General features: G+C 62.6%; 17 protein-coding genes. 10 read left to right on the top strand and 7 right to left on the bottom strand.

The window, feature by feature from the left end:
• The first annotated feature begins 2 nt into the window (after positions 1-2).
• The 7 genes from ACJ8IP_RS07115 (at position 3) to ACJ8IP_RS07085 (ending at position 4578) form a co-directional block, all read left to right on the top strand.
• Positions 3-761, top strand: coding sequence for a fimbria/pilus periplasmic chaperone (locus ACJ8IP_RS07115; protein WP_164057822.1), 759 nt, complete (start codon positions 3-5; stop codon positions 759-761).
• Positions 762-845: 84 nt separating this feature from the next.
• Positions 846-1415 (top strand): fimbrial protein, encoded by a 570-nt coding sequence (locus tag ACJ8IP_RS07110; protein ID WP_042785747.1) that lies wholly within the window; start codon positions 846-848, stop codon positions 1413-1415.
• Between the two features lie 9 nt (positions 1416-1424).
• Complete coding sequence (locus ACJ8IP_RS07105) at positions 1425-1916, top strand: fimbrial protein (RefSeq protein ID WP_050594428.1); 492 nt, start codon at positions 1425-1427, stop codon at positions 1914-1916.
• 15 nt (positions 1917-1931) lie between these two features.
• On the top strand, positions 1932-2423 hold the full coding sequence (locus ACJ8IP_RS07100) for a fimbrial protein (protein WP_042784943.1): 492 nt from the start codon (positions 1932-1934) through the stop codon (positions 2421-2423).
• Positions 2420-2977, top strand: coding sequence for a fimbrial protein (locus ACJ8IP_RS07095; RefSeq protein WP_099782158.1), 558 nt, complete (start codon positions 2420-2422; stop codon positions 2975-2977). The genes ACJ8IP_RS07100 and ACJ8IP_RS07095 overlap by 4 nt, the downstream gene beginning before the upstream one ends.
• A gap of 39 nt (positions 2978-3016) precedes the next feature.
• Positions 3017-3859 (top strand): MrpH family fimbial adhesin, encoded by an 843-nt coding sequence (locus tag ACJ8IP_RS07090; protein WP_033643637.1) that lies wholly within the window; start codon positions 3017-3019, stop codon positions 3857-3859.
• A 113-nt stretch (positions 3860-3972) separates the two neighbouring features.
• On the top strand, positions 3973-4578 hold the full coding sequence (locus ACJ8IP_RS07085) for a helix-turn-helix transcriptional regulator (RefSeq protein WP_033643636.1): 606 nt from the start codon (positions 3973-3975) through the stop codon (positions 4576-4578).
• Positions 4579-4624: 46 nt separating this feature from the next.
• On the opposite strand, the gene ACJ8IP_RS07080 is transcribed toward ACJ8IP_RS07085, so the two are convergent.
• From ACJ8IP_RS07080 to pqqU, 4 genes are all read right to left on the bottom strand, one after another.
• The gene (locus ACJ8IP_RS07080) at positions 4625-4804 is read right to left on the bottom strand and encodes a hypothetical protein (protein WP_015378373.1); all 180 of its coding nucleotides are present in this window, start codon (positions 4802-4804) and stop codon (positions 4625-4627) included.
• Entirely contained in the window at positions 4801-4986 is a 186-nt protein-coding gene (locus tag ACJ8IP_RS07075) for a hypothetical protein (RefSeq protein WP_033643635.1), read from the bottom strand. Before ACJ8IP_RS07075 ends, ACJ8IP_RS07080 begins: the two co-directional genes overlap by 4 nt.
• Before the next feature lie 226 nt (positions 4987-5212).
• A complete protein-coding gene (locus tag ACJ8IP_RS07070; protein ID WP_033650791.1) occupies positions 5213-7585 on the bottom strand; it encodes a glucose/quinate/shikimate family membrane-bound PQQ-dependent dehydrogenase in 2373 nt (790 codons plus the stop codon).
• Between the two features lie 147 nt (positions 7586-7732).
• On the bottom strand, positions 7733-9862 hold the full coding sequence (pqqU, locus tag ACJ8IP_RS07065) for a TonB-dependent receptor PqqU (protein WP_442524341.1): 2130 nt from the start codon (positions 9860-9862) through the stop codon (positions 7733-7735).
• A gap of 526 nt (positions 9863-10388) precedes the next feature.
• Between pqqU and ACJ8IP_RS07060 the strand changes: the two genes are divergently transcribed.
• Positions 10389-20405 (top strand): amino acid adenylation domain-containing protein, encoded by a 10017-nt coding sequence (locus tag ACJ8IP_RS07060; protein WP_442524340.1) that lies wholly within the window; start codon positions 10389-10391, stop codon positions 20403-20405.
• A 130-nt stretch (positions 20406-20535) separates the two neighbouring features.
• Positions 20536-21525, top strand: a complete 990-nt coding sequence (locus ACJ8IP_RS07055) for an aldo/keto reductase (protein WP_442524339.1) — start codon at positions 20536-20538, stop codon at positions 21523-21525.
• Here ACJ8IP_RS07055 and ACJ8IP_RS07050 read toward each other — a convergent pair.
• On the bottom strand, positions 21522-22415 hold the full coding sequence (locus ACJ8IP_RS07050) for a LysR family transcriptional regulator (protein WP_042785744.1): 894 nt from the start codon (positions 22413-22415) through the stop codon (positions 21522-21524). The genes ACJ8IP_RS07055 and ACJ8IP_RS07050 overlap by 4 nt on opposite strands.
• A 173-nt stretch (positions 22416-22588) precedes the next feature.
• Between ACJ8IP_RS07050 and ACJ8IP_RS07045 the strand changes: the two genes are divergently transcribed.
• Positions 22589-22984 (top strand): (R)-mandelonitrile lyase, encoded by a 396-nt coding sequence (locus ACJ8IP_RS07045; protein ID WP_442524338.1) that lies wholly within the window; start codon positions 22589-22591, stop codon positions 22982-22984.
• A 6-nt stretch (positions 22985-22990) separates the two neighbouring features.
• Here the strand turns inward: ACJ8IP_RS07045 and ACJ8IP_RS07040 are convergent, their stop codons facing one another.
• Both ACJ8IP_RS07040 and ACJ8IP_RS07035 read right to left on the bottom strand, forming a co-directional pair.
• The gene (locus tag ACJ8IP_RS07040) at positions 22991-23359 is read right to left on the bottom strand and encodes a glyoxalase superfamily protein (protein ID WP_164057887.1); all 369 of its coding nucleotides are present in this window, start codon (positions 23357-23359) and stop codon (positions 22991-22993) included.
• Between the two features lie 22 nt (positions 23360-23381).
• Complete coding sequence (locus ACJ8IP_RS07035) at positions 23382-23795, bottom strand: GyrI-like domain-containing protein (RefSeq protein WP_042784937.1); 414 nt, start codon at positions 23793-23795, stop codon at positions 23382-23384.
• Positions 23796-23884: the final 89 nt, after the last annotated feature.

Raw genomic sequence — 23884 nt, 5'->3', positions numbered from 1 at the left:
ACATGCAAACTTTTTCTCTTAAAACCGCCGCGGCGCTCGCGCTGTTGGGCGGCACGGCGGCGCAGCACGCGCAGGCGGCAATCGCGCTCGATCGCACCCGGGTGATCTTCGACGGCGGCCAGAACTCGGTCAGCCTGAATCTCAGCAACCAGAACAAGCAGCTGCCGTACCTGGCGCAGGGCTGGCTGGAGGACGAGCAGGGCAACAAGATCCAGAGCCCGCTGGTGGTGTTGCCGCCGGTGCAGCGCATCGAGCCGGGCAAGCCGAGCCAGATCAAGATTCAGGCGCTGCCGGCGGCCAAACAGCTGCCGCAGGATCGGGAGACGTTGTACTACTTCAACCTGCGCGAGATACCGCCGAAGAGCAACAAGCCCAATACGTTGCAGATCGCGCTGCAGACGCGCATCAAGCTGTTCTATCGCCCGGCGGCGATCGTGCCGAACCGCACCGATATGGCGACGCCATGGCAAGAGCAGCTGACGTTGACGCGGCAAGGGGAGAGCTATCAGGTCAATAACCCGACGCCGTACTACATCACGATCGTCGATGCGGGCAGCAAAAAAGGGGGGGAGGGCGTAAAGGGATTTGAGCCTTTCATGATCGCACCGAAGAGCCAGGCGCGCCTGACCGTGGGCGCAGCGGGGCTGGGCGGTAGCCCGGTGCTGACCTACATCAACGATTACGGCGGCCGGCCGCAGCTGAGCTTCAGCTGCAGCGGCGTGAGCTGCAAGGTGGTGCCGGAGAAACGGACGGCGTCATAACCCGCCGCAGGCGGTGCCGACGGGAGAGCCATTCAGGGGGAAAGGATGAAACGAGAACGGAAAAAGGCCGGCGGGAGCGCGTTGATGCTGGCGCTCAGCCTGGGTGTGATAGCGATGCCGCCGGCGAAGGCCGACGTGGTGGACAACTGGCAGGTGGAGGGCGCCAATGGCGTACTGCAGGTATATGGCGCGCTGACGGAAAGCGCCTGCCGGCTGGAGATGAGCAGTGCGCGGCAGGACATCTGGCTAGGTGAGACCGGCACCGCGCGCTTGCGTCAGGCCGGCGATCGCGGGCAGCCGGTGGCGTTCGAGCTGCGTTTGCAGGATTGCCTGCGCACGCCGGGGGGCCAGCGAGATGCGCGTACCGGCGCGTTGGTCTGGGCGCCGAATCAACCGGCGGTGACGGTCAGCTTCGGTTCGACGGCGGACAGCGACAATCCGCAGCTGGTGAAAGCGCAGGGCACTTCAGGGCTGGGGTTGCGCCTGCTGGACGGCCGCGGTCGCGACGTTCGGTTGGGCAGCCGCGGCGAGCCGCTGCTGCTGACGCCAGGGCAAGAGGCGTTGAGCTACAGCGTGGCACCGGAGCGAACCGCGGCGCCGCTGATGGCCGGCGCGTATCGGGCGACGGTGGATTTTAGGCTGAATTATGACTGAGGCGAGGCGATGGTACCGAGGATAAGACGCGGCCGGGTGCCTTTCTGGCTGGCGGGAGTGCTGGCGCTGGGCCAACTGCCGGCGCAGGCGACCACGGTGAACGTACGGGTCACCGTGCTTTCTCCCCCCTGCATCATCAACGGCGGACGCCCGATCGAGGTGGACTTTGGCGATGAAGTGATGACCACCCGCATTGATGGCGCCAACTATCGGCGGGCGGTGAGTTACACGCTGACGTGCAGCGGGCAGAGCAGCAACGGGCTCAAACTGCAGGTGCAGGGGGCGGCGAGCGGCTTCGACGGCCAACTGCTGCGCACCAGCAAAGACGGCTTGGGCATTGCGTTGCTGAACGGCGGCCGCCGTTGGCCGATCAACCAGTGGTTGAGCTTTACCTATCCGGCCGCGCCGACGCTTGAGGCGGTACCGGTGAAATCGGCCACCGCCAGGCTGGCGGCGGGTGAATTCACCGCGGGCGCCACCATGAAGGTGGATTATCAGTAACGCGGGAGCGAGAGCATGAAACAACGTTTTACGGCGAGCGTGCTGCTGTGCGCAGGGATGGCATGCCATCTCGCCTGGGCGGAGAAAACGGTCGACATGCAGTTTCGCGGCACGTTGATCGAGCCGCCGCCCTGCACCATCAACGATGACGGGATCATTGACGTGAACTTCGGCGATCGTGTCGGCATTAACAAGGTCGATGGTGCGAACTATCGGCAAAGCATCGGCTACCGCATTCGCTGCGAGCCGGGGATCGGCAAATGGGACATGTTGCTGAGTCTGACCGGCAACGCCGCAACGTTTGACGAAGCGGCGGTGCAAACCAACCGGCGCTATCTCGGCATCCGCATTTACCAGAACGCACAGCCGTTCAAAGTGGGCAGCGCGCTGCCTATCGATCCGGCCAAACCGCCGGTGCTGGAAGCGGTGCCGGTCGGCAAATCGGGCGAAACCCTGACGGAAGGCGCGTTCGAGGCCACGGCGACGCTGCGGGCCGACTATCAATGAAGGAGGAGGCGAGCGTGAAAACAACACAAGGCGGCTGGGGCGTTATCGGCCTGTTGCTGTTGGCGCTGGCCGTGAACGGCGCAGCGCAAGCCGCGGACAATCTGCGCATGCGCGGGGCGCTGGTGGCGGAACCTTGCGTCATTCAGCCGGGCGACGAGAGCATCGCGCTGGATTTCGGCACGCTGGTCGACAAGTACCTGTACCTGAACCAGCGCACGCAGGGGCAACCGTTCGAGTTGCGGCTGGCGGAGTGCGATCTCAGCCTGGGCAAGACGGTGTCGATCACCTTCAAAGGGACGGAGAATGCGCAGCTGCCGGGGCTTTTGGCTTTGGCGGCGAGCAGCCAGGCGCGCGGGATCGCCATCGGCATGGAGACGCTGCAGGGGCAGCCTTTACCGCTCAACAGCGCAGGCGGCAAGTACCCGTTGCAGGACGGCGGCACGGTGATTGGCGTGCAGGCCTATGTGCGCGGCGAACCGGAAGCGCTGGCAAAGCGAACCATCGGTCGCGGTGCTTTCAGCGCCATTGCGACGTTCAGCCTGGACTACCAATGAGCGCCGGGCTTCGGCAAAACAGAATAAGGATATGACGCGATGCAGCGTTTTCACTTCAGAGGGATGTATTTACTGCTCGGCCTGCTGCCGGGGCTGTGCTCGGCGCAAATTTATTCCTATGTGACCAAGAGTACCGGCTCTCCCAGCAATGCGGCTTATGAGTATGTGCTTGAGAGCTGGGATAAGGATGACTCATCGCCTAATCCTTGCTACCAGCAAAGCATGTGCGCTGTGGGGATCAACCACCGGCACACCAGCGCCAATACGGGCGGCAGCACGGCCGTGACGCCTTCGGCCTCTATCGTCGGGTCGGGGCGCTACCCGCAGATTACCCAACTGCGGACGATGGGTGAACTCAGCCGCTTCTACCAGAGCATTTATCCGTTGCCGATCGTCGGTGCGACTTCTCATGTGGGGGATGCCATCACTCAGGAGTGTGTCGGGCTGTTTTATACCACCTCGTCCTCCTCCGCCGTTGAAGGCAACAGCGCACGGTTGATGCCGAGCAGCGTCTGCGGCATCGCGCCGCCGCCGGTCGGGGTCTGCGGCATCGATGAGCAACAGCTCGATCTGAACCACGGCGTGTTGCCGGATACCGACCTGGTAGGCAATACGGCGCGCGGCAGCCTGCGCGTAGTGTGCTCGCAGAAGATGAACATCGTCATGTATATCCGCGTCGGCAGCAATGGCCGCCTGGATCTGGGGAATTCCGGCGTCTACAGCACGCTGCGCATCAACGGCGCCCTGGGCAACCTGGGTTATCAGTTCACCGCGGATACGCGCGGGGTCACGGTGCCGATCACTTCCACCCTTGGCGTGACGGGAACGATCAAGGCTGGCAATTACTCGGGGCAATCGGTCGCCATTCTGGCGTTGCCGTAGCCGCATTACCCGCGCCGCGCGCCGTTGCATTATGCCGTTGAGTCACCCGCCATCAGGGGGGGGAATCGCGCTCGGCGGCGACCGGGAAGGATGATTTCAAAGGGAGCGTGCCGATGGAAACTACCATCACTCTGGCGTTTATCGATAATGACCGTTTCTTTATTGAAGGATTGCAGCAGCTGCTGCTGGCGTATTTTGCGCGCCGCGGCATGCGGGTTCAGGTGCTCGACGCCACACAGGCGCATCGGGCGGATGTGGTGTTCCAGTCCGTAGAGCGTGATTGGCAGGCGCGTTTCTGCCTGCGTTCAGTGAGCGGCGGCCAACCGCTCAACTTTGCGCTGCGTGAACCCGGCGATACCCGCTGGCGCGATAACCCGCGTTGCATCAGTGAGGCGGGCGTTATTTTCCGCAACGACTCGCCGGACAGCGTATTAAGCCAGCTGGAGCGGGCATTGGCGGCGCGGACGAACCGCGACGCAGAGCACCGGTGCTATTGGTGTGAACGGCAGCGCATTACCCGCCGTGAGCAGGATGTCATGCGCTACCTGGCCTGTGAATTGCCGCAGACCGCCATCGCGCGCAACCTGCATCTGAGCGTGAAAACCGTCAGCAATCACAAACAGGCGGCGATGCGAAAACTGGGATTTAAACGCAATGCGGATCTCTACCATTGGTTGCGGTTGGGCGGGTTGAAAACCGTAGAGCGGGCGCGCGGATGAGAGGGCGGCTCAGGCGCTCAATTTGGCGCCTGAGGGGCAGGAAGCGTCAATACAGCAGCGTCATCGCGCTGAAGAACAACAGCGTCAAGGCGATGATGATGAGATTTTGCGTGGCTTTGCGCACCAGTTTGCTGGCGCTCAGGCGGCTGTCGATGACGTAGAGCAGCGGCACCATCAGCAGCACATAGGCGAACATCAGCATGGCGGTAAAGGGCTGCAGGTTCATTCATGTTCCTCCTGGGCGTCATCATGGCCGATCAGGTGTATCAGTACGGCTTGCGTCTGGCGGTGCTGGCCGATAAAGGGCGAAGTGGCTGGCGATGCCGGCGCGAACGTCAGGCCGGCGCGTCGCGTTTTCACCGCCGCTTGCAAAATCTTCTTTCGATGCTTCCGAGTATGGTCGACCATGCGCCTCCGAATAGGGCCGCCCAAAGGCGGCCGATCGTTGTATTGCCCATTAAGCTGGAGAGGATCGCAGCCGCTGCCGGGGCCGCAGAGGTATAATATTGCGAATGATAACCATTATCAATAATGGAGATGAAAAAATTAAGGGTATTGCGAGGGGGCAGCCGGCGGGGCGGGAAAAGAAAAAGCACGCCTTGCGGCGTGCTTTGCGGGGTACTAACGGCGGTGGTTACTTCTGATCGGGCAGGGCGTAAGCGACCACGTAGTCGCCCAGCTTGGTGCCGAAGGAACCGTGGCCGCCGGCGTAGATCAGCACGTACTGCTTGCCGTTGACCTCATAGGTCATCGGCGTCGCCTGGCCGCCGGCCGGCAAGCGCGCTTCCCACAGTTTTTCACCGTTGGTCACGCTGAAGGCGCGCAGGTAGTTGTCCGCGGTGGCGCCGATGAAGAACACGTTACCGGCGGTGGTCACCGGGCCGCCCAGCATCGGCATGCCCATTTTGAACGGCAGCGGCAACGGTGAGCTGTCGCGCACGGTGCCGATGCGTTTTTTCCACACGATGTCGTTGGTTTTCAGATCCACGGCGGAAATGTAACCCCAGGCCGGCTGTTTGCACGGCAGGCCGAACGGCGACAGGAACGGGTTCAGGGTGACGCCGAACGGCACGCCATACTGCGGCTGTACGCCGGACTCGGTGCCGCTGCCGCCTTTGTCGCCTTCCGGCGGCTCAATCGGGTTGCCTGGGCCGCGCGGGATCAGTTTGGAGACGAACGGCAGCGCGATCGGGTTGGCGATGGCGATTTCGCGATCGGTATCGACGGCCAGGCCGCCCCATTCGAACATGCCCAGGTTACCCGGGAACACCAGCGTGCCTTGCTCGGAAGGCGGGGTGAAGGTGCCTTCATAACGCAGGCTGTGGAACATCACGCGGCAGACCAGCTGATCATAGATGGTCGCGCCCCACATGTCGGCGCCGGTCAGTTTCTTCTCAGGACGGAAGGTCAACTCGGAGAACGGCTGGGTCGGTGACAGGCGATCGCCCTTGGCCGGGCCTTGCGGTACCGGTTTCTCCGGCGCCGGCACCACCAGTTCGCCGTTGGTGCGGTTCAGCACGAAGATGTTGCCGGTTTTGGTCGGCACATAGATGACCGGCACTTTTTTACCGCTCTTGTCGGTAATGTCCGCCAGGGTCGGCTGCGCCGGCACGTCCATATCCCACAGGTCATGGTGGACCGTCTGATAGAACCAGGCCAGTTTGCCGGTGGAGGCGTTCAGCGCCAACAGGCCGCTGGCGTAGCGTTCCATTTCCGGGGTGCGATCGCCGCCCCAGATGTCCGGAGTGGAAACGCCCATCGGCAGGTAAACGATATCCAGCTTGGCGTCATAGGCGGCAGGCGCCCAGGAGTTCGGCGAGTTCGGCACGAAGTGGTGCTCGTCCGCCGGGATGGCGTTCGGATCTTTCGCGCCCGGATCGAAGGCCCACAGCAGCTTGCCGCTGTTGACGTCGAAGCCGCGGATCACGCCGGAAGGCTCGCGGTTGGAGTAGTTGTCGGTCACGGCACCGGCGACGACGATCACTTTATCGGTGATCACCGGCGGCGAGGTCGGCTCGTAGTGGCCCGGCGTCGCATACGGCATATTGCTCTGCAGGTTCAGCTCACCGTTGTTGGCGAAGTCCGGGCAGGGTTTGCCGGTTTCGGCGTCCAGTGCGAACAGACGGCCGTCGTTGACCGGCAGAATGATGCGGCGTGCGCACATCGCCGGAGCGGCGTCGCCGGCGGCGCCTGCGGCTGCGGCGGTTTCGTGGTAAGACACGCCGCGACAGGTGATGTGCTGGAAGGTTGGGTTGTATTTCAGCTGCGGATCAAACTTCCATTTTTCTTTACCGGTGGCGGCATCCAGCGCGAACAGCTTCTGGTGCGGCGTACACATGTAAAGGGTATCGCGGATCTTGATCGGCGTGACTTCGTTGGTGATCTCACCCGGATCGTTGGCGGTCTTCAGATCGCCGGTCTGGAAACGCCAAACCTCTTGCAGCTGGCCAACGTTTTTGTCGTTGATCTGGCTCAGCGGCGAGTAACGGGTGCCTTCCTGGGTGCGGCCATAGGCCGGCCAGTCGGCGCCGGTGGCGTCTTTCGGTTGTACCTGGGCGGCGTCGAGGGTGCCGTTAATCTCTTGCGGATCGTTGAACACGGCATAGGCCAGCGCGATGACGGTGATCGCCAGCGCCGCGCTCAGCGCGCCGTAGGCGAATTTGCCGTTGGCCACCAGCTTGCGGTAGATAAACGGCAACACCAGCCACAGGCCGAAGAAGAAGGTGACGTCCAGGCGCGGCGTCAGCGCCCAGAAGTCCGGGCCCACTTCCCACAGGGCCCAAATCGTGGTGCCCAGCAGGAATACCGCGTACAGCAGCAGCGCGGTGGCGCGGCGGCGGAACAGCAGCCAGGAAGTCGCCAGCAGCACCAGCCCGGCGATGATGTAATACAGCGAACCGCCCAACTTGGCCAGCCAGATGCCGCCGCCGAGCAGATAAAGCCCGCTCAGCGCGGCAAACAGCGCCGTTATGACGATAAGCGGCGATAGTGACGCTTTATTTTGCATAGCAATACCCTTACCAAAAATGAAAGTCCCCGATTTAGAGATTAAGCCAAATCGGAAAAAACACGCGGTTTCTCCCTATTATTTCAGCGAGAAGCCGCTAGGGTGACGTAAAACCCATCCCGTTTTTTAACCTTAAGGTGCTTTGCCTTATTCAAAGCGATAAGACAAGGTGGCGCCGCCACCCCAGTTGCGCCCCGGCGCCGGCTCGAAGTAGCGGCCGTTGCCTTCGTTGACGATCACCGAACCGACGTATCGGCGATCGAAAACATTGTCCACCCGGCTGAACACGTCCAGCGCCCAGCGGTTCCAGGTAAAGCGATAACCGGCGTTTACGCCGGCCACGGTGTAAGAGGGAGCCTGCGCGCTGTTGGCGTCATTGGCCTGAATGTCGCTCATGTAGCGCAGTTCCGCGCCGGCGTGCCAGCCTTCCGGCGGGGCATAGGCCAGCGAGGCGTAGCCCATGTTGCGGGCGATGCCCGGCAGGCGATTGCCGGCGGGGGTACAGCCGGATTTACCGCACATTTCGCTGCGGTAGGTGGCGTCCAGCAGCGTCCAGGCCATATGCAGGCGCCAGTCCAGCGCGAACTCTTGATCCAGCGCCAGTTCAAGGCCGCGCCGCCGGGTTTTGCCGGCGTTGGCGTAGCTGGTGCGCCCACCGCTGCTTTCCGCCACCACCAGCTCGTTGTCGGTATCGGTCTGGAACAGGGCGGCGCTCACCAGGCCGTTGCCGAGGCGCAGTTTGCTGCCCAGTTCGACGGTGTCGCTGGTGGACGGCTGCAGGCCGAGGTTCAGGCCGGCCTGGCCGTCGGGGCGATAGGAGAGTTCGTTGATGGTCGGGGTTTCAAAGCCGCGGCCTGCGGAGAGATAAACGTTCCACGCCGGATTGATTTTATAGTTGAGCGAGCCCATCGGCAGCCACTGGTGGTAGCGTTTGCTGCCGCTGTCGTCGCCGTTGCGCGGCGTGATGTAGTAGTCGGTCGAGTCGAAGCTGACCGTGCTGTAGCGCAGGCCGGCGTCCAGCGTCCAGTGCGGCGTCAGTTGCCAGGAGGTTTGCAGGTAAGGATCCAGGTTCCAGATGCGGTTTTTCTCGTTGCGCCGCTGGTCGCCTTTCTCGCCGTAGTCCACTGTGCCGTCTCGCAGAATAAAGTTTTCAAACCCCTGCCGGCGTTCGGTCATGGTTTCATAATCCAGACCACCGATCAGTGTTACCGGTAACGAGGCGAGAGTATCCTCATGCTTCCAGCGAGTGTCAATGCCCTGATATTTTCTTTCCAGCACGATCACCCCGCCGGCGTGGGTAGGGTTGAGCTGCGGCCCGCGTGGAATGGATTGGTACTGCGTGGTGTGGCGCTCGCCGTGGTAGGCGGTCAGCGTCAGTTCGTCGCGCTCGCTCATCTGGCGCTGATAGCGCAGACCGGCCTGGGTCTGATCGAGCGACTTGCGGGTGTTGTATTGATCCGCGCGCGGCGCCTGGCGCGGGTTTTCCTTCCATTCCGCTTCGGTCAGGCCGCCCGGATCGCCGGCGTCAATGGAGACGCTGTTGAACATCAGCGTCAGGGTGCTGACGTCGTCCAACCGCACGCCGAGCTTGCCGTTGCCGAGGTTTTTCCGCGCGGCGCTGTGATCGCGATAGCCCTGAGTGGTGAAGCGGGTGCCGGAGATAGCGTAGTTGACGTCGCCGGCCTGGGTGCCGTCGCCGGTGGCGCCGGTCGCTTTCACCCCGTAGCGCCAGGTGTTGTCGCTGCCGAAATAGCTGCCGGCCTCCAGCGTTGGCGGCTGGGCGCCGGTCTGGGTGTCAACGTTGATCACCCCGCCCGAAGCGTTGCCGTACAGCGCGGAATAGGGGCCGCGCAGCACCTCGATGCGCTCGACGGAGTTGATGTCGATGTTGGAGGTTTGTCCCTGGCCGTCAGGCATGGTGGCGGGGATGCCGTCGACGTACATGCGCACCCCGCGCACGCCGAACATCGAACGGCTGCCGAATCCGCGTATCGACAGCTGCAGGTCCTGCGCATAGTTTTGTCGGTTTTGAAGCTGCAGACCCGGCACGCTGCCAAGGTTTTCCGACAGGTTAATCTGCGGTGCGGCGTTGCGCAGGTCCTGGCCGTCGATCACGCTGACGGACACCGGCGATCCCAGCTCGGTCAATCCGATGGGTTGCGCCATTACCACCAGCGTATCGCTGTCTTTCTGATCCGCCGCCAGGGCCGAACCGATGCAGACCGGCTGCAGCAATAACAGGGTTGCCGGGGTCAAGACGGGACGTTTTTTATTCATCAGATAATTCTGCCAATAATGCTGAAAAAATTGCCCGCAAGTGGGCGAAAATAGCCATTTGTGACTCCCTGTACTGGCATTCAATGGGAGGGAAACTGCATCCTGCAACGAGTATAGGATATTCCGACACCGTACGCTTTGGAATAGCGCAACTGAAAGATGCGTGTTTTCATTTAAGAAGATTCTCTTTTTTATCGCTTTTCCTGCGATGCCTTTAAATTAGATTTATTTATATTAAATATATTCCCATCCTTGATTTTAATTTATTTACAATAGTTATTTTATTTATGAATGAAAAGCCAGGATTCATTTTTAAATGGTAAATTATTTTTTATGTCATTGTTTTTAATGGGTTTAGTTTATTTATTTTTTTGTGGCTTTATTTTTTATAAAAATAAAATAATATTCGCTCTTATGTTTTTTAAGTTTTCGCCTAACAGCTCAATCGCATAACCATCACGGTATTTATGCCATGCATAAATATCTATTCATATATTATTTGAATATATTAAAAGGGAATTGATTCATGGGCGCGATCATCGCTTCACCCTATACCCACACGTTTTGGAATGAATACGTCCTTAATCCACACTCCTGCGAGTACAACCTGGTGCTGGATCAGACCATTGAGGGGGCGCTGGACGTCGATCGACTGCGCGCGGCGGTCGAGGGCGTGTGCCGGGACTATATTCTGTTTCACCATGTCCTCGACGACAGCTCGCCGCAATTACGCTGGGTAAAGACGGAGAAGAAAATTGCGTTGGAAACGCTTGATGCCGATTGCGATGTCGGTAAATTAATCAATACGCCGTTCGATCTCCGGGAGGGGCCGCTGTGCCGCTTCTACCTGATTAAGCTGGCGCCGCAGCGCTATAATTTGATCATTGTCGTTCATCACATCCTGATCGACGGCCTGTCCGGCCAGGAGTTCTACAACGCCGTTTCCGCCTATTACAATCGCGGGGCTGCCGTGGCGCCGCCGCAGGCGGATGAAACGGACATTTGTCGATTGTACCGGCGCTATGAGGCGGATATCGCGGCGTTGAAGCAGGACTTCGCTTCCGCGTCATTCTGGGGCGACCGGTTGGCCGAATGCGCCCCGCGCGTAGCGTTGCCTTATCTCCCCGGTGAAGCCCCCGAAGCCCCCGGCGCCGGCGAAGTGCGCTTTACGTTGCCGTTCGCCGAGTGGCAGGCGCTGAAGTCCGGCGTCAGGTATGCCAACCCATTCCTGATATTCAAAACGCTGTGGGCGTTGCTGATCGCCCGGCAATCCGCGCAGGACACGGTGCATATCGGTTATCCCGTCGCGCCGGACGGCGGCGAGCCGCTGTTCTTCGGCGCCCAGGTCAACACCGCGGTGTTTCCCTTAACGCTCGCCCCGCAAGCCACGTTCAACCAGCTGTACCGCGCGACGCTGGCCTACAGCAAAGCGCTCAAGGCGACGGGCAAGCTGCGGCACAGCCAATTGCCGGTTTATGACATGCTGAACCTCAGCCCGGTGCGCGAGCTGAACGTCAATTTCACTCAGGCTTACCTGAAAGATGCGCCGCTGGCGCTTGACGGTTGCCGCATCGGCGTCAATCACCGTTACAACGTCGATCTGGCCGGTTCGGAACTGCTGCTGGAGTATCAGCCGACCGAGCAGGCCTTTGAGTTTCGCCTGCGTTATCGGCCCGATCTGTTCGACGCCACGCAAATGGCGGAGATGGCGGATCAGTATCTCGGGCTATTGCAGCGTGCGCTAGCCGAACCGGACGCGCCGATAGCCGCGTGGCCGCAGCTCACGGCGCAGCAGGTTTTACGCTGCCGCGACGCCTGGGAGAGCGAGCCGGACACGGCCGATCCAGGGGCGACACTGCTCGACGGCGTGGCCCGCCAGGCGCGCCGTCATCCGGAACGCATCGCCGTAACCGATGCCAACGGTTCGCTCAGCTACCGCCAACTGGCGCAGCGCAGCGATCGCCTGGCAATACGGCTGAGGGAAGAATATCGCCGGTTGCGCGGCGCCGCCATGCCGCCAGAGACGCTGATCCCGCTGTATCTGCAGCGCAGCGCGGAAGCGGTGGTGGCGATGCTGGCCATCATGAAGGCGGGCGGCGCCTATGTGCCGCTGGATCCCGCGGCGCCGGCGCAGCGCCTGGAATATATTCTGCAAGAGGTGAACAGCCCCATCGTCCTGACGGAAAGCGCATTGCAAGGGGCGGCGCAGCGACTGGCGCCGGACGGTGTTTGCCTGGCGGCGGATGAACCGCTTGCCGATGTGGATGCCGCGAGCCTGCCGCATGTCGAAGCCCGGCAATTGGCCTATGTGATTTACACCTCCGGCACCACCGGGCGGCCGAAAGGCACGCTGTGTGAACACCGGGGCGCGGCCAACATGGTAAGGGGCCATACGCAGCGTTTGCTGCGCAATGAATCGGGCGCGCTCAACTGCCTGCAGTTCGCGTCGCTGGCCTTTGACGCGCACGTGTTTGAAGTGTTCATGGCCCTGAGCAACGGCCACCGGCTGTTCATCGCGGGCGAGGCGCAGCGGCGCGATCCGGCGCTGTTGTGCGGCCAAATGGCGGCCTGGGGCATCGAAGCCTGTTTCCTGCCGCCGGCGCTGCTTGGCACTTTGCCTGACCTGCCGGCTTCGGTGCGCTATCTCGCGACCGGCGGCGAGGCGACCGCGCAGGAGGCGCTCGACCATTACCTGGCCTGCGGCATGCAGGTTGCCAATCTGTACGGCCCGACCGAGGCTTCGGTCAGCGCCAGTCTGAATATTTATCGCCGCAACGGCGCGCGCAATATCGGCCACGCCATCGCCAATATGCGTTGTTATGTGGTTGACGAGCATGACAATCTGCTGCCGCTGGGGGCGGAGGGCGAGCTGTGTCTGGCCGGCGCCGGCCTGGCGCGCGGATACCTGAACCTGCCGGCGCTGACGGAAGCCGCATTCGTCGCCAATCCTTTTGAACTGCGTGAGCCTTACCGGCGCCTGTATCGCACCGGCGACCGGGTACGGCGCTTGGCCGACGGCAGCCTGGACTATCTTGGGCGACACGACCAGCAGATCAAGATCAACGGCTATCGCATCGAGTTGGGCGAGATCGAAATGCAGCTGCGCGCGCTGCACGAGGTGGCCGAGGCGGTGGTGACCCTGCGCCCCGGCACGACGGACCAACTGGCGGCCTGGTATGTGCCGAAGCCCGGCGCGACGCCGCAGGCCGGCGACATCTTGCAACGCCTGGCGGCGCAGCTGCCGCATTATATGTTGCCGTCGGCGCTGTCGGCGCTGTCGGCGCTGCCGCTGACGGTGAGCCGCAAGGTCGATTACCGGGCATTGCCGGAACCGCTGCCGGTCGAGCGGCAAACGGCGTTTCGCCAACCGGGCACGCCGCTGGAGACTCAGCTTTCTACACTGTTCAATCGGCTGCTGGGCGGCCATGTCGGCATGGACGACAACTTCTTCCGCCTCGGCGGCAACTCCATTATGGCCATCAGGCTGTGTCACGAAGTGAATAAATTGCCGGGGGCGAAGATCTCGGTGCTGACGTTGAATCAGCATCCGACGGTGGCCGCGCTGAGCGAGCATATCGCCGCTCAACGGCAGGCGCCGTCGGATGAGCCGCCCATCCTCGCCGGCGGGCTGCGGGAGGGGCCGTTGTCGCTTCAGCAGTCGCGATTGTGGTTTGTTCAGCAACTGTCGGCGGACGCCACGCACTATCTGTCGCCGGTGCTGCTGCGGCTGGCGCCGGACATCGATGACCAACGTTTTGCGGACTGTCTGCAGGCGATCGTCGAGCGCCACCAGATCTTGCGTAGCCTGATTCGCCAGAATGAGCGGGGCGAAGCCAGCCAGTGGGTCAGCGACGCCGTGCTGCCGGTGCCTTTGCTGACGGTGAGCAGCGCTGAGTTTGACATGGCGCTGGCGCAGGCCTGCAGCCGGCCGATGGATTTGACGCGCGAGCTGCCGCTGCGCGCCACGCGCTATCGTTACCGCGATGCGGCGGGCGGGGAAACGGCCGTTTGTCTGTTGGTGTTCCATCACATCGTCTTTGACGGTTGGTCGCTTGAGGTGCTGCTGCAGGAGCTGGACGCGCGCTATCGGGGAACGTGGCGTAAAGCGACAGAGCCGGCGCTGCAATACCTCGACTATGCCTGCTGGCAACACGCGCCGGAAAATGTGCAGCGCCGGGCCGACGAATTGGCCTTTTGGCAACGAGAGCTGGCGGGCTGGCAGCCGCTCTCGCTGCCGGTGGATTTTTTGCGGCCGGCGGTCTTCGACGTACGCGGCGACAACAGCGAAGTGCCGCTGCCGGCGGCGCTGGTGAAGGCGCTGGAGGCGTTGGCGCGCCGAGAGGGCGTGACGCTGCATGCCGTGATGCTGGCGGGGTTCATGCTGTTGCTTGCCCGCTACAGCGGTCAGAACGATGTGATGGTGGGCACGCCGCTGGCGAACCGCAATCGCCCTGAGCTGGGGAATCTGATCGGATTCTTTGTCAATACGCTGCCTTTACGCCGGCAGATCGACACGCGTCAGGGCGTCGCCGAGTTTGTGCGAGAGGTTGCGGCCACGACGCTGCGGGCGCAGCAGCATCAGACGCTGTCGCTGGAGGCGCTGGTGGACGCTCTGGCGCTGCCGCGCGACTTTTCGCGGCATCCGCTGTTCCAGGTCATGTTCGCGCTGGAGGGCGAGAGCGGCGCACCGACGCGTCCGGACTGGCTGTCGGTGGTCGATCTGAGCGCGGATGAGCGCACCGCCAAGTTCGATCTGACGCTCACGCTGACGCCGCAGGGGGAGCAGATGCGCGCGCGCTTCAACTTCGCGTCGGCGCTGTTCAGCAAAGCGTCGATGGAGCGGTTGGCCGGCTACTATCTCGCCCTATTGCAACAGATGGCGCGCCACGATGACTGGCCGCTGGAAAATATTCGTCTGCAGCCGCAGAGCCCGGCGCTGCCTGCGGCGCCGGCCTTTAGCTATGCGTTTGAACGTTGCCTGCAACAGGATTTCGTGCGGCATGCGCAGCGCAATCCGCAGGCCGTCGCGGTGATCGACGCGCAGGGGGAAATGACGTACGGCGAACTGCACGAGGCGGCGTTAACGCTGGCCACTCAACTGCGTGTGCAGGGCAAGATGACCGGCGACGCCATCGCCGTCGTCGCCGACAAGGGGCGCCGGCAGCCGATCGCCCTGTTGGCGGCGCTGATGTGCGGCAAGGCGTTTTTGCCGATGGAGGCGACATGGCCGCCGCAGCGGCGGCTGAAGGTGATGGCGCAGGCCGGCATCAATACGTTGCTCAGCGATGCGCCCTGGGCCTGCGACGAGATCAACCTGGTCGAACTGAATGCCGACGGGCTGGCGGCGCAGTTGCCGCTGCCGGAGAGGCGCCTGCCGGCGGTGGAGGCCGGTCCTGACAGCCTGGCCTATATCATTTTCACTTCGGGCTCGACCGGCACGCCCAAGGGCGTGGCGATCGAACATCGCAGCGCGGTGAACATGCTGGAAGGCGTTCGGCGGTATTTCGGGTTCAACGAGCGGGATCGCAGCCTGGCGCTTAGCGCGTTGAGCTTCGATCTGGCGATCTTCGATATTTTCAGCCCGTTGAGCGCGGGCGGTGCGGTTGTGATGCCGGCCGAGCGAGATCGGGTCAATCCGCAAGCCTGGTATCAGCTGATGATGACACATCGAGTGACGCAATGGTTGAGCGCACCGGCCCTGATGGAGCTGTTGCTGGACTATGTAAACGGCGAGGGGCTGGCGGCCGGGCCTGCGCCGGCGCTGCGGGCTGTGATGGTGGGGGGCGACTGGATCGCCACCTCGCTGCCGGAACGCTGCCTGGCCTGGGCGCCGCACGTCCGCTTCTGCAGCGCCGGCGGCGCTACGGAGGCGGCGATCTTCACCATGCTGTATGAGGTGTCGCGAGGCGAGAAAATTCGCTCGGTCAGCATCCCTTACGGTAAACCGTTGCCGCACCAGCGTTGCTACATTCTGGATGCCGGACGACGGCCCGCGGCGCCGGGCGTGCGCGGGGAGATCTATCTGGCCGGTGAAGGGTTGGCGCGCGGGTATTACGGCGATCCGCAACGCACCGCCGAGAGTTTCTTCTGGCATGAGGAGCTGCAGGAGCGGGTGTATCGCACCGGCGACGCGGGCCGGTGGCTCGAGGACGGCAATGTGGAGTTCCTGGGGCGTCTCGATCAGCAGGTCAAGCTGAACGGCTACCGCATCGAGCTGGGTGAAATAGAGCATGCCGCGCTTGCCTATCCGGGGGTGACCGCCTGTTGTTGCGTGCTCGTCACCGACCCTCAGCCCTGTCTGGCCGCTTACTTCGTTGCCGATGAGGCGATCGCCCCGCAGGATTTGGCGCAGCATTTGAGCAGCCAACTGCCTCCTTACATGGTGCCGCAGGCACTGATGCAGCTGGCACAGCTGCCGCTGACCGAAAACGGCAAGATAGCCCGACAGGCGTTGCCGCCGCCGAAAAGGACGGCGCGCGAGTTTGTCGCGGCGCAGAACGAGCGGGAGAACGCTTGCCTGGCGGTGTGGCGCGATCTGTTGCAGCGGCAGGATATCGGCGTGGAGGACAATTTCTTCTCGCTGGGCGGCAATTCCCTTCTGGCGATCCAGGCCTGTTACCAGATCGGTCAGCGGTTGGGGAACGAGGTGACGTTGAGCGAGCTGGGCCGGTTCCCGACGATCCGTTCATTGTGCCGTGCGTTGCTGCGGCAGGGGGAGAGCGCCGCGCCGATGTCGATCCCGCCGCTGCGGCAACGCGAGTATCCGCTCTCCGCCTCACAGCTGCAGCTGTGGTTTATCGAGAACCTGAACGGCGGCGGCAATCTTTATCATGTGCCGATGCTGTTCCGTCTCGGCGAGGAGGTCTGTCTGACGGCTTACGAGCACAGTCTGCAGGCGGTCGTCGCCCGGCATCAGGTGTTGCACAGCCTGATTGCCCAGAAGCCGTCCCAAATTGCCGTCGCCCGGGCCTGTGAACAAACGCTTTCGCTGGAGCGCGTGGCGCTGGAGGCGGCGCGCTGGCCGGACAGACTGCGGCAGGATATCGATCGGCCGTTTGCCCTGGAGGCGGAGTTGCCGATCAGAGCGAGCGTTTACCAGGTGGTGCAGCCTGATGGCGGGCGGGTGACTTACAGCCTGATCCTGGTGCACCACCTGGCGTTTGACGGCTGGTCGCAGCCGGTGCTGCTGCAGGAGTTGGATGCGCTGTATCAGGCGCAGCGGCAAGGGCGGGAGGCTGAGCTGGCGGCGTTGCCGTTGCAATATGGCGACTATGCCGTCTGGCAGCGGCGCTGGCTGGACTCCGCGTTGGCGGATGAGGCGAAAGCGTATTGGCGACAAGCGCTGGATGGGTGGCAGGCGCTGGAGATGCCGCTCGATTTCGTGCGGCCGGCGCGCTTCGATCATCGCGGCGCCAATCACGTCATCGCGCTGCCGGAGGCCCTGACGATGCAGGCGGCGCAGTTCGCCCGGCGGCAAGGCGTCACGCCGTTTGCGCTGTATCTTGCGGCCTTTAATCTGCTGCTCGGTTACTTCAGCGGCCAGCAAGACATTCTGGTCGGCACGCCGGTCGCTAACCGGCCGGTGGCGGAGATCCGCTCGGCGATCGGATTCTTCGTCAATACGCTGCCGTTGCGCTCGCAAATAGACGATGTGGCGTCGCTGAACGATTATGTGCATCGGGTCTTTGACGGCGTGCTGCAGGCGCAGCGGCATCAGAATTTACCGTTGGATCAGTTGATTGAGCTGCTGCAGGTGCCGCGCGATCTGTCGCGCCATCCGCTGTTTCAGACGCTGTTCGCGCTGGAAGAGGCGGGTGAAGCGCCGGCCTGGCTGGCGCCGCAGGATCTGTTGACACACTATCAGGCGGCCAAATTCGATTTGACGCTGAGCATACAGTCGGCGCCGCAAGGCGGCAGGGCGATCTTCAACTATGCCACCGCCCTGTTTGCACCGGCCACGCTGGCGCTGTTGGGTGAGTATTATCTGACGATCCTCACGCAGATCGTCAATCACGGGGAGCAGCGCGTCAGTCAGTTGGCGCTGGTATCGGCGAGTGAAACGGCGCGGCAGCGCGCCTTCCGTCAATCCTGTCCGCCGGCCTACGATTTCGAACGCGCCATCCATCATGATTTTATCCGTCAGGCCGAGCGCGATCCGCAGCGGGTGGCGATCGTCGATGAATGGGGTGAGCTGAACTACGGTGAGCTGTATCGGCGTGCGTTGGCGCTGTCGTTGCAGCTGCGCGAGCATGCGGATATGCGCGCCGACACCATCGCGGTGATGGTGGACAAAGGGCGGGCGCAAATCATTGCGGTGCTGGCGATCCTGATGGCCGGCAAGGCCTATTTGCCGCTGGACGGCGCCTGGCCGGAACGCCGCCGCCTGGATATCGTTGCGCAGTCGCAGACCCGGATTATCCTCAGCAGCCGGGCGTGGGCGGCCCACGGTAACGCCAGACTGTTGACGATCGATCCGCAAGGTGCGGTCAACGCGTTACCGCCGGCGGCGCCGGGTGAGCCGGTCTTGCCGGCGCCTTCCGCGCTGGCCTATGTGATCTTCACCTCCGGTTCTACCGGCACGCCGAAAGGGGTGGCGATAGAACATCGCGGCGCGGTGAACAGCATCATCGATACCTTGCACCAGCTGGAACTCGGCGCGGACGATCGCGGGTTGGCGCTCAGCGCGCTGAGCTTCGACATTTCGGTGTTCGATATTTTCGGCCTGCTGTCGGTGGGCGGCGCCATCGTGATGCCGTCCGAAACCGAACGCTATCAGCCGGAGGCGTGGCATCGGTTGTTGATGACTCAGGGGGTGACCTTCTGGAATTCCGCGCCTTCGGTGATGACGCTGCTGGTGGAGCAGCTGGAGTCCGCCGCGTCGCAGGCGCAGTGGCCGCATCTGCGCAACGTGGTGCTGGTGGGTGAGGTGATCTCGCGTTCACTGCCGGCGCGCATTCGCCAATGGCGGCCAGGGTGCCGGGTAGTCAGCGCCGGGGGCGCGACCGAAAGCTCCATTTGGTCGATTTTGTACGACATTCCGGAAACGCCGATCCTGGCGCCCAGCGTACCTTATGGCCGGGCGATGGCCCATCAGCGTTTCTATGTGCTGGATCGCCATCTGCGCGTGTTGCCGCCCTGCTTACCGGGGGAACAGTACATCGGTGGGGCCGGCGTGGCGCGCGGCTATTACCGCAATCCGTCGCTGACCGAGGAAAAATTCATCTACCATCCGGAATTGGGGGAGCGGCTTTATCGCACCGGCGATGCCGGGCGCTATTTGCCGGACGGCAATCTGGAGTTCCTCGGCCGTATGGATTTTCAGGTGAAAATCAACGGCTACCGCGTCGAGCTGGGGGAGGTCGAGCAATGTGCGCTGGCGTTCGGCGCGATCAAATCCTGCTGCGCCGTGGTGCTGTCAGAGGCGCATCGGCAGCGTCTGGCGCTGTATTACGTCAGTGAGGCGCCGCTGGAGGAGTCGGCGCTGCTGGCCTTTATGAGCGGGCAATTGCCGCTATACATGCTGCCTGCGGCGCTGGTGCGGCTGGAAGCGTTGCCGTACAACTCCAGCGGCAAGCTGGATCGCAAGGCGTTGCCGGCGCCGACGGCGAATGAGCCGCAGGCCTATGTCGCTCCCGCGAACGCGCTGGAGCAGCAGTTGTGCGCATTGTGGCAGGAGGCGCTGCAGTGCGAGCAGGTCGGCATGACGGACGATTTCTTCCTGCTGGGCGGCACTTCGATCAAGGCGATCTCCCTGTGCGTCGGCATGGGCGAACTGATGGCCGCGCCGGTGCCGGTGGTGCAGCTGTTGCAAAGCCGCACCCTGAAAAATCTGCTGGCCGCCAACGAGCGCCGTTTGGTCATGCCGCTTAACCGCCGGACAGACGGCGTGCCCGCGGTGTGGATGATCCACCCGGCGCTGGTGGGCGCGGAGGCGTTTCATGCTTTCGCTCAGCCGTTGCAAGGGCGACTCAATTGCTATGGCGTCGATAACCATAATCTTTACCATCAACCGACCATCGACTCGCTCGGCGAGCTGGCCGAACGGTATTTAAACGACATGATTGCCGCCGGCCTGCTGCAAGACGCCGGGCCGGTGCGCATTCTCGGGTGGTCGCTGGGGGGCATCATCGCGCTGGAGATCGCCGCTCGCCTGGAGGCGCGCGGCTGCCGTAACGTGCAGCTGTATCTGCTGGACAGCTTCTATCGGCAGACCACGGCGGAGCTGCCGCTGGAGCAACTGCTGCCTGCGCTGGGCATCGAGGGCGAGGCGGCGACACGCGCCATGGCCGCCGGGCAGGCGGAGCGGCGGCTGTCAGAGGGAAGGCTGAGCCGCCGATTGCAGACCACGAAAGTGACGCTGTTTAAGGCGATGGAGGGTAACCCGCAGTTGCCGGAGGCGATAACGGCGCCGCTGCTGACGCTGGAAGATAATGGGCTGGGCGCGGTTTGCGCGCAGCTCAAGATTATCCCGCTGGCTTGTCACCACCATAATATCTTGCAGTGTGAGGAGGCGATCGGCAACGTACTCAATGAAGGGATCTGATTCATGAGCCAGGCTCATAAGCCCAAGCGTATTTCGCCCCATAGTCATGGCGGTAGTCGCGTTTTACAGTCATCACACCGGAACGGCTCCGCGTCAGGCGGGGCCGGTATCAATCAGTGGGAGAGTGAAGATGCAAACACGCAAGTTGGGGTGCGAAGGGCTGGAAGTATCTGCGTTGGGGTTGGGCTGCATGGGGCTGAGTTTTGGCTACGGCCCGGCCACCGACAAACGGCAGGCGATCGAACTGATCCGCGCCGCGGTTGACGAGGGCGTGACGCTCTTCGATACCGCCGAGATTTATGGTCCGTTCACGAACGAGGAATTGTTGGGCGAAGCGCTGGCGCCGGTGCGCGATCGGGTCGTCATCGCCACCAAGTTCGGTTTCGTTCTGCCGCAGCCGGCGGGGCAACAGGTGTTGAACAGCCGTCCGGAGCATATTCGCCAGGCGGTGGAAGGCTCGTTGAAGCGCCTGCGGATAGAGACGATCGATTTGCTGTATCAGCACCGCGTCGATCCCGAGGTGCCTATCGAGGAGGTGGCCGGTACGGTGCAGCAACTGATTCGCGAAGGGAAAGTAAAGTATTTCGGCCTGTCGGAAGCCGGCGCGCAAACCATTCGGCGAGCTCACGCGGTGCAGCCGGTCACGACGCTGCAAAGCGAATATTCGCTGTGGTGGCGCGAGCCGGAGCGTGAAATCTTGCCGACGCTGGCAGAGCTGGGCATCGGTCTGGTGCCGTTCAGCCCGCTCGGCAAGGGCTTTCTCACCGGCGCCATTACCGAGGACACCACCTTTGACAGCGGCGATTTTCGCAACGTGGTGCCGCGCTTCAGCGCCGAAGCGCGCCGGGCCAACCAGGCGCTGGTGGATGTGCTGGGGCAGATAGCGCAGCGCAAGGCCGTGACGCCGGCGCAGATCGCTCTGGCCTGGCTGCTGGCGCAGCAGCCGTGGATCGTGCCGATCCCGGGAACCACCAAGCGTCACCGGCTGGAAGAAAACCTCGCGGCGGCGGCGGTCACGTTGGCGGCGGACGAACTGGGTGAGATTGAGCGTGCGCTCTCCGCTATCGACGTGATTGGCGATCGCTACCCGGCGCATCTGCAGAAAAACGTCGGGCGTTAAGCCCCGCGCCGCAGCGCCTCAATCAGCAGCGCAAAGGCGGTGGTGTGTTGCCTGCGGCTTGGATAATAGAGGTAATAACCGGGAAACGGCGGACACCAGTCGTCCAGCGCCATCTGCAACCGCCCGTCGGCCAGCGGCTCGGCGACGGTATCTTCCGGCACAAAGGCGATTCCGAGGCCGAGCTGCGCGGCGTCGATTCGCTGGCGCAGGCTGTTGAAGGTCAGTTGCCCCTCCACCCGCACTTTGATCTCCCGGCCATCGCGGGCAAATTCCCAGGCGTACAGCCCGCCGAGGGTGGGCAGGCGCATGTTGATGCAGCGATGGTTTTGCAGCGCTTGCGGCGTAGCGGGGAGGCCGTAACGGGCGAAATAGTCAGGGGAGGCGACGGGCACCATGCGCATATCCGGCCCGATGCGCACCGCGACCATGTCCTTCGCTACCTGTTCCCCCAGCCGAATGCCGGCGTCGAATCGCCCGGCGACGATGTCGGTCAGGCTGTTGTCGACGGTGATTTCCACGTTGATATCCGGGTAATCGACGAGAAAAGTGCGCAGCACCGGCCATAGCACCGCATCCACCGCGTGTTCGCCGGCGGTGATGCGGATGTTGCCGGCGGGCCGATCGCGCATTTCACCCAGCGCGTTCAGCTCGTTTTCTATCTCCGCAAAGCGTGGACCAATGCTGTTGAGCAACCGCTCACCGGCCTCGGTGGGGGCGACGCTGCGAGTGGTGCGCGTGAGCAAACGCAGCGCCAGGCGTTCTTCCAGGCCGCGAATAGCGTGGCTGAGCGCCGATTGGGAAACCCCAAGCTGTGCCGCCGCTTTGGTGAAGCTGCGCTCCCTGGCCACCATCAGGAAAGCGATCAGATCGTTAAAGTTTTCTTTCAACATATCGGCACCGAAGAGGAGGGTGAGCGCACTGTCGCGCGTAGATTTATGAATTGAGCTCATAGCTCCTTGCGCATTCTACCCGCTAGTCGCCGGAAAAGCATGGCGCTATCTTGACATCACTCACTCATGATTATCAGCGCCGGCTGTGAGATCCGGCGCGGAGGACACGACAGATGAAAATACAACGCAGCGGTTCTATCCCATCACAGCGCGGTTCGGCGGATTACTTTACCGGGCAGGTACGCATCGACGCGCCGTTCGCCGGTGATGCGCCGGCTAGGGTGGGCGGCGCGACCGTCACCTTCGAACCCGGCGCCCGCACGGCATGGCATACGCATCCGCTCGGCCAGACGCTGATCGTCACTCAGGGGCGCGGGTGGATCCAGATGTGGGGCGAGAAGACGCAGGAGATGCACCCCGGCGATATCGTCTGGATCCCGGCAGGCGTCAAACACTGGCACGGTGCGACACCGGACACCGCCATGACCCATATCGCCATCGCCGAAGCGGTGGACGGCAGCCCGGTGACCTGGCTGGAGCCGGTCAGCGAGGCGGAATATCGGCCATAACGCCGATCAGGCCGAGGGGCTCTGTTCGCAAAACCGCAGCCGGTTGCCGAACGGATCGGTGAGGTTGAGCTCTTTGCCCCAGTCGACAACCTCCAGCCCCGGCCGGGCATAGCGGTAGTTTTTGGCCGTGAGCTCCCGGTGCAGCGCGTCGATATCGTGCACCGGGATGAAAATGGCGGCACCGGGCGTGCTGTCGCCGTAGTGTTCGCTCAGGTGCAGCGTCAGCCCGGCGCGGGTCACCTGCATGTACAGCGGCAGGTCTTCGCTGAAACGGTGCTCCCACGCCAGCGTGAAACCGAGAAAATCCAGATAAAACTCTTTGGCCTTGTCGACTGAAAAGATACGCAAAATCGGAATGGCGGGGGAGAGCGTCATCATTGTTGACCTCACTGTCGCGTTAGCGGCAGCCGATATGGATATCGACCGCGTCGGGGCCGGTATAGGCTTCGAAGTCGGTCAGGAAGCGACGTTCGATTTCCGGGTGTTGCTCGAAGTAGCCCCAGATGGTTTGCCAGCCTTCGATGACCGCCGCCGGCATGGTGCCTCGGGCCTGGAACACCAGATAGCGGCCAGGTTGGATGTGCAAACCGCTCTGTGCCTCACTGCCGGCGGTGACATCAAACGGCCCGCTGGCATCGGAGGCGTAGTTGGAGTAGACCCCGTAAACCGGCATGGCGGGCGAGGTGGCGAAAAAGTCTGACCACAGCGCCGGGATTTTAGCCGTCTCGGGCTGGGTTTCGTCCTGATTGGTGGTTCTGATTGTCTGGCCGGCGACGTAAAAACCGGGCAGGTGTACCGTGAAGGGCTGCATAGAGGCAATTCCTTTTAACCGCTGAAAAGAGGCCTAAAGGTAGCAAAGGCTGCCCAAAACCGCCAGACAGGGCCCCCGCAGGCGCGGGT

It is taken from the genome of Serratia sp. CY52157 (genome assembly GCF_052168495.1).
Lineage (GTDB): Bacteria > Pseudomonadota > Gammaproteobacteria > Enterobacterales > Enterobacteriaceae > Serratia > Serratia ureilytica.
The sequence above is the reverse complement of the archived record's forward strand: the minus strand, read 5'-3'. Positions and strand labels throughout refer to the sequence as shown.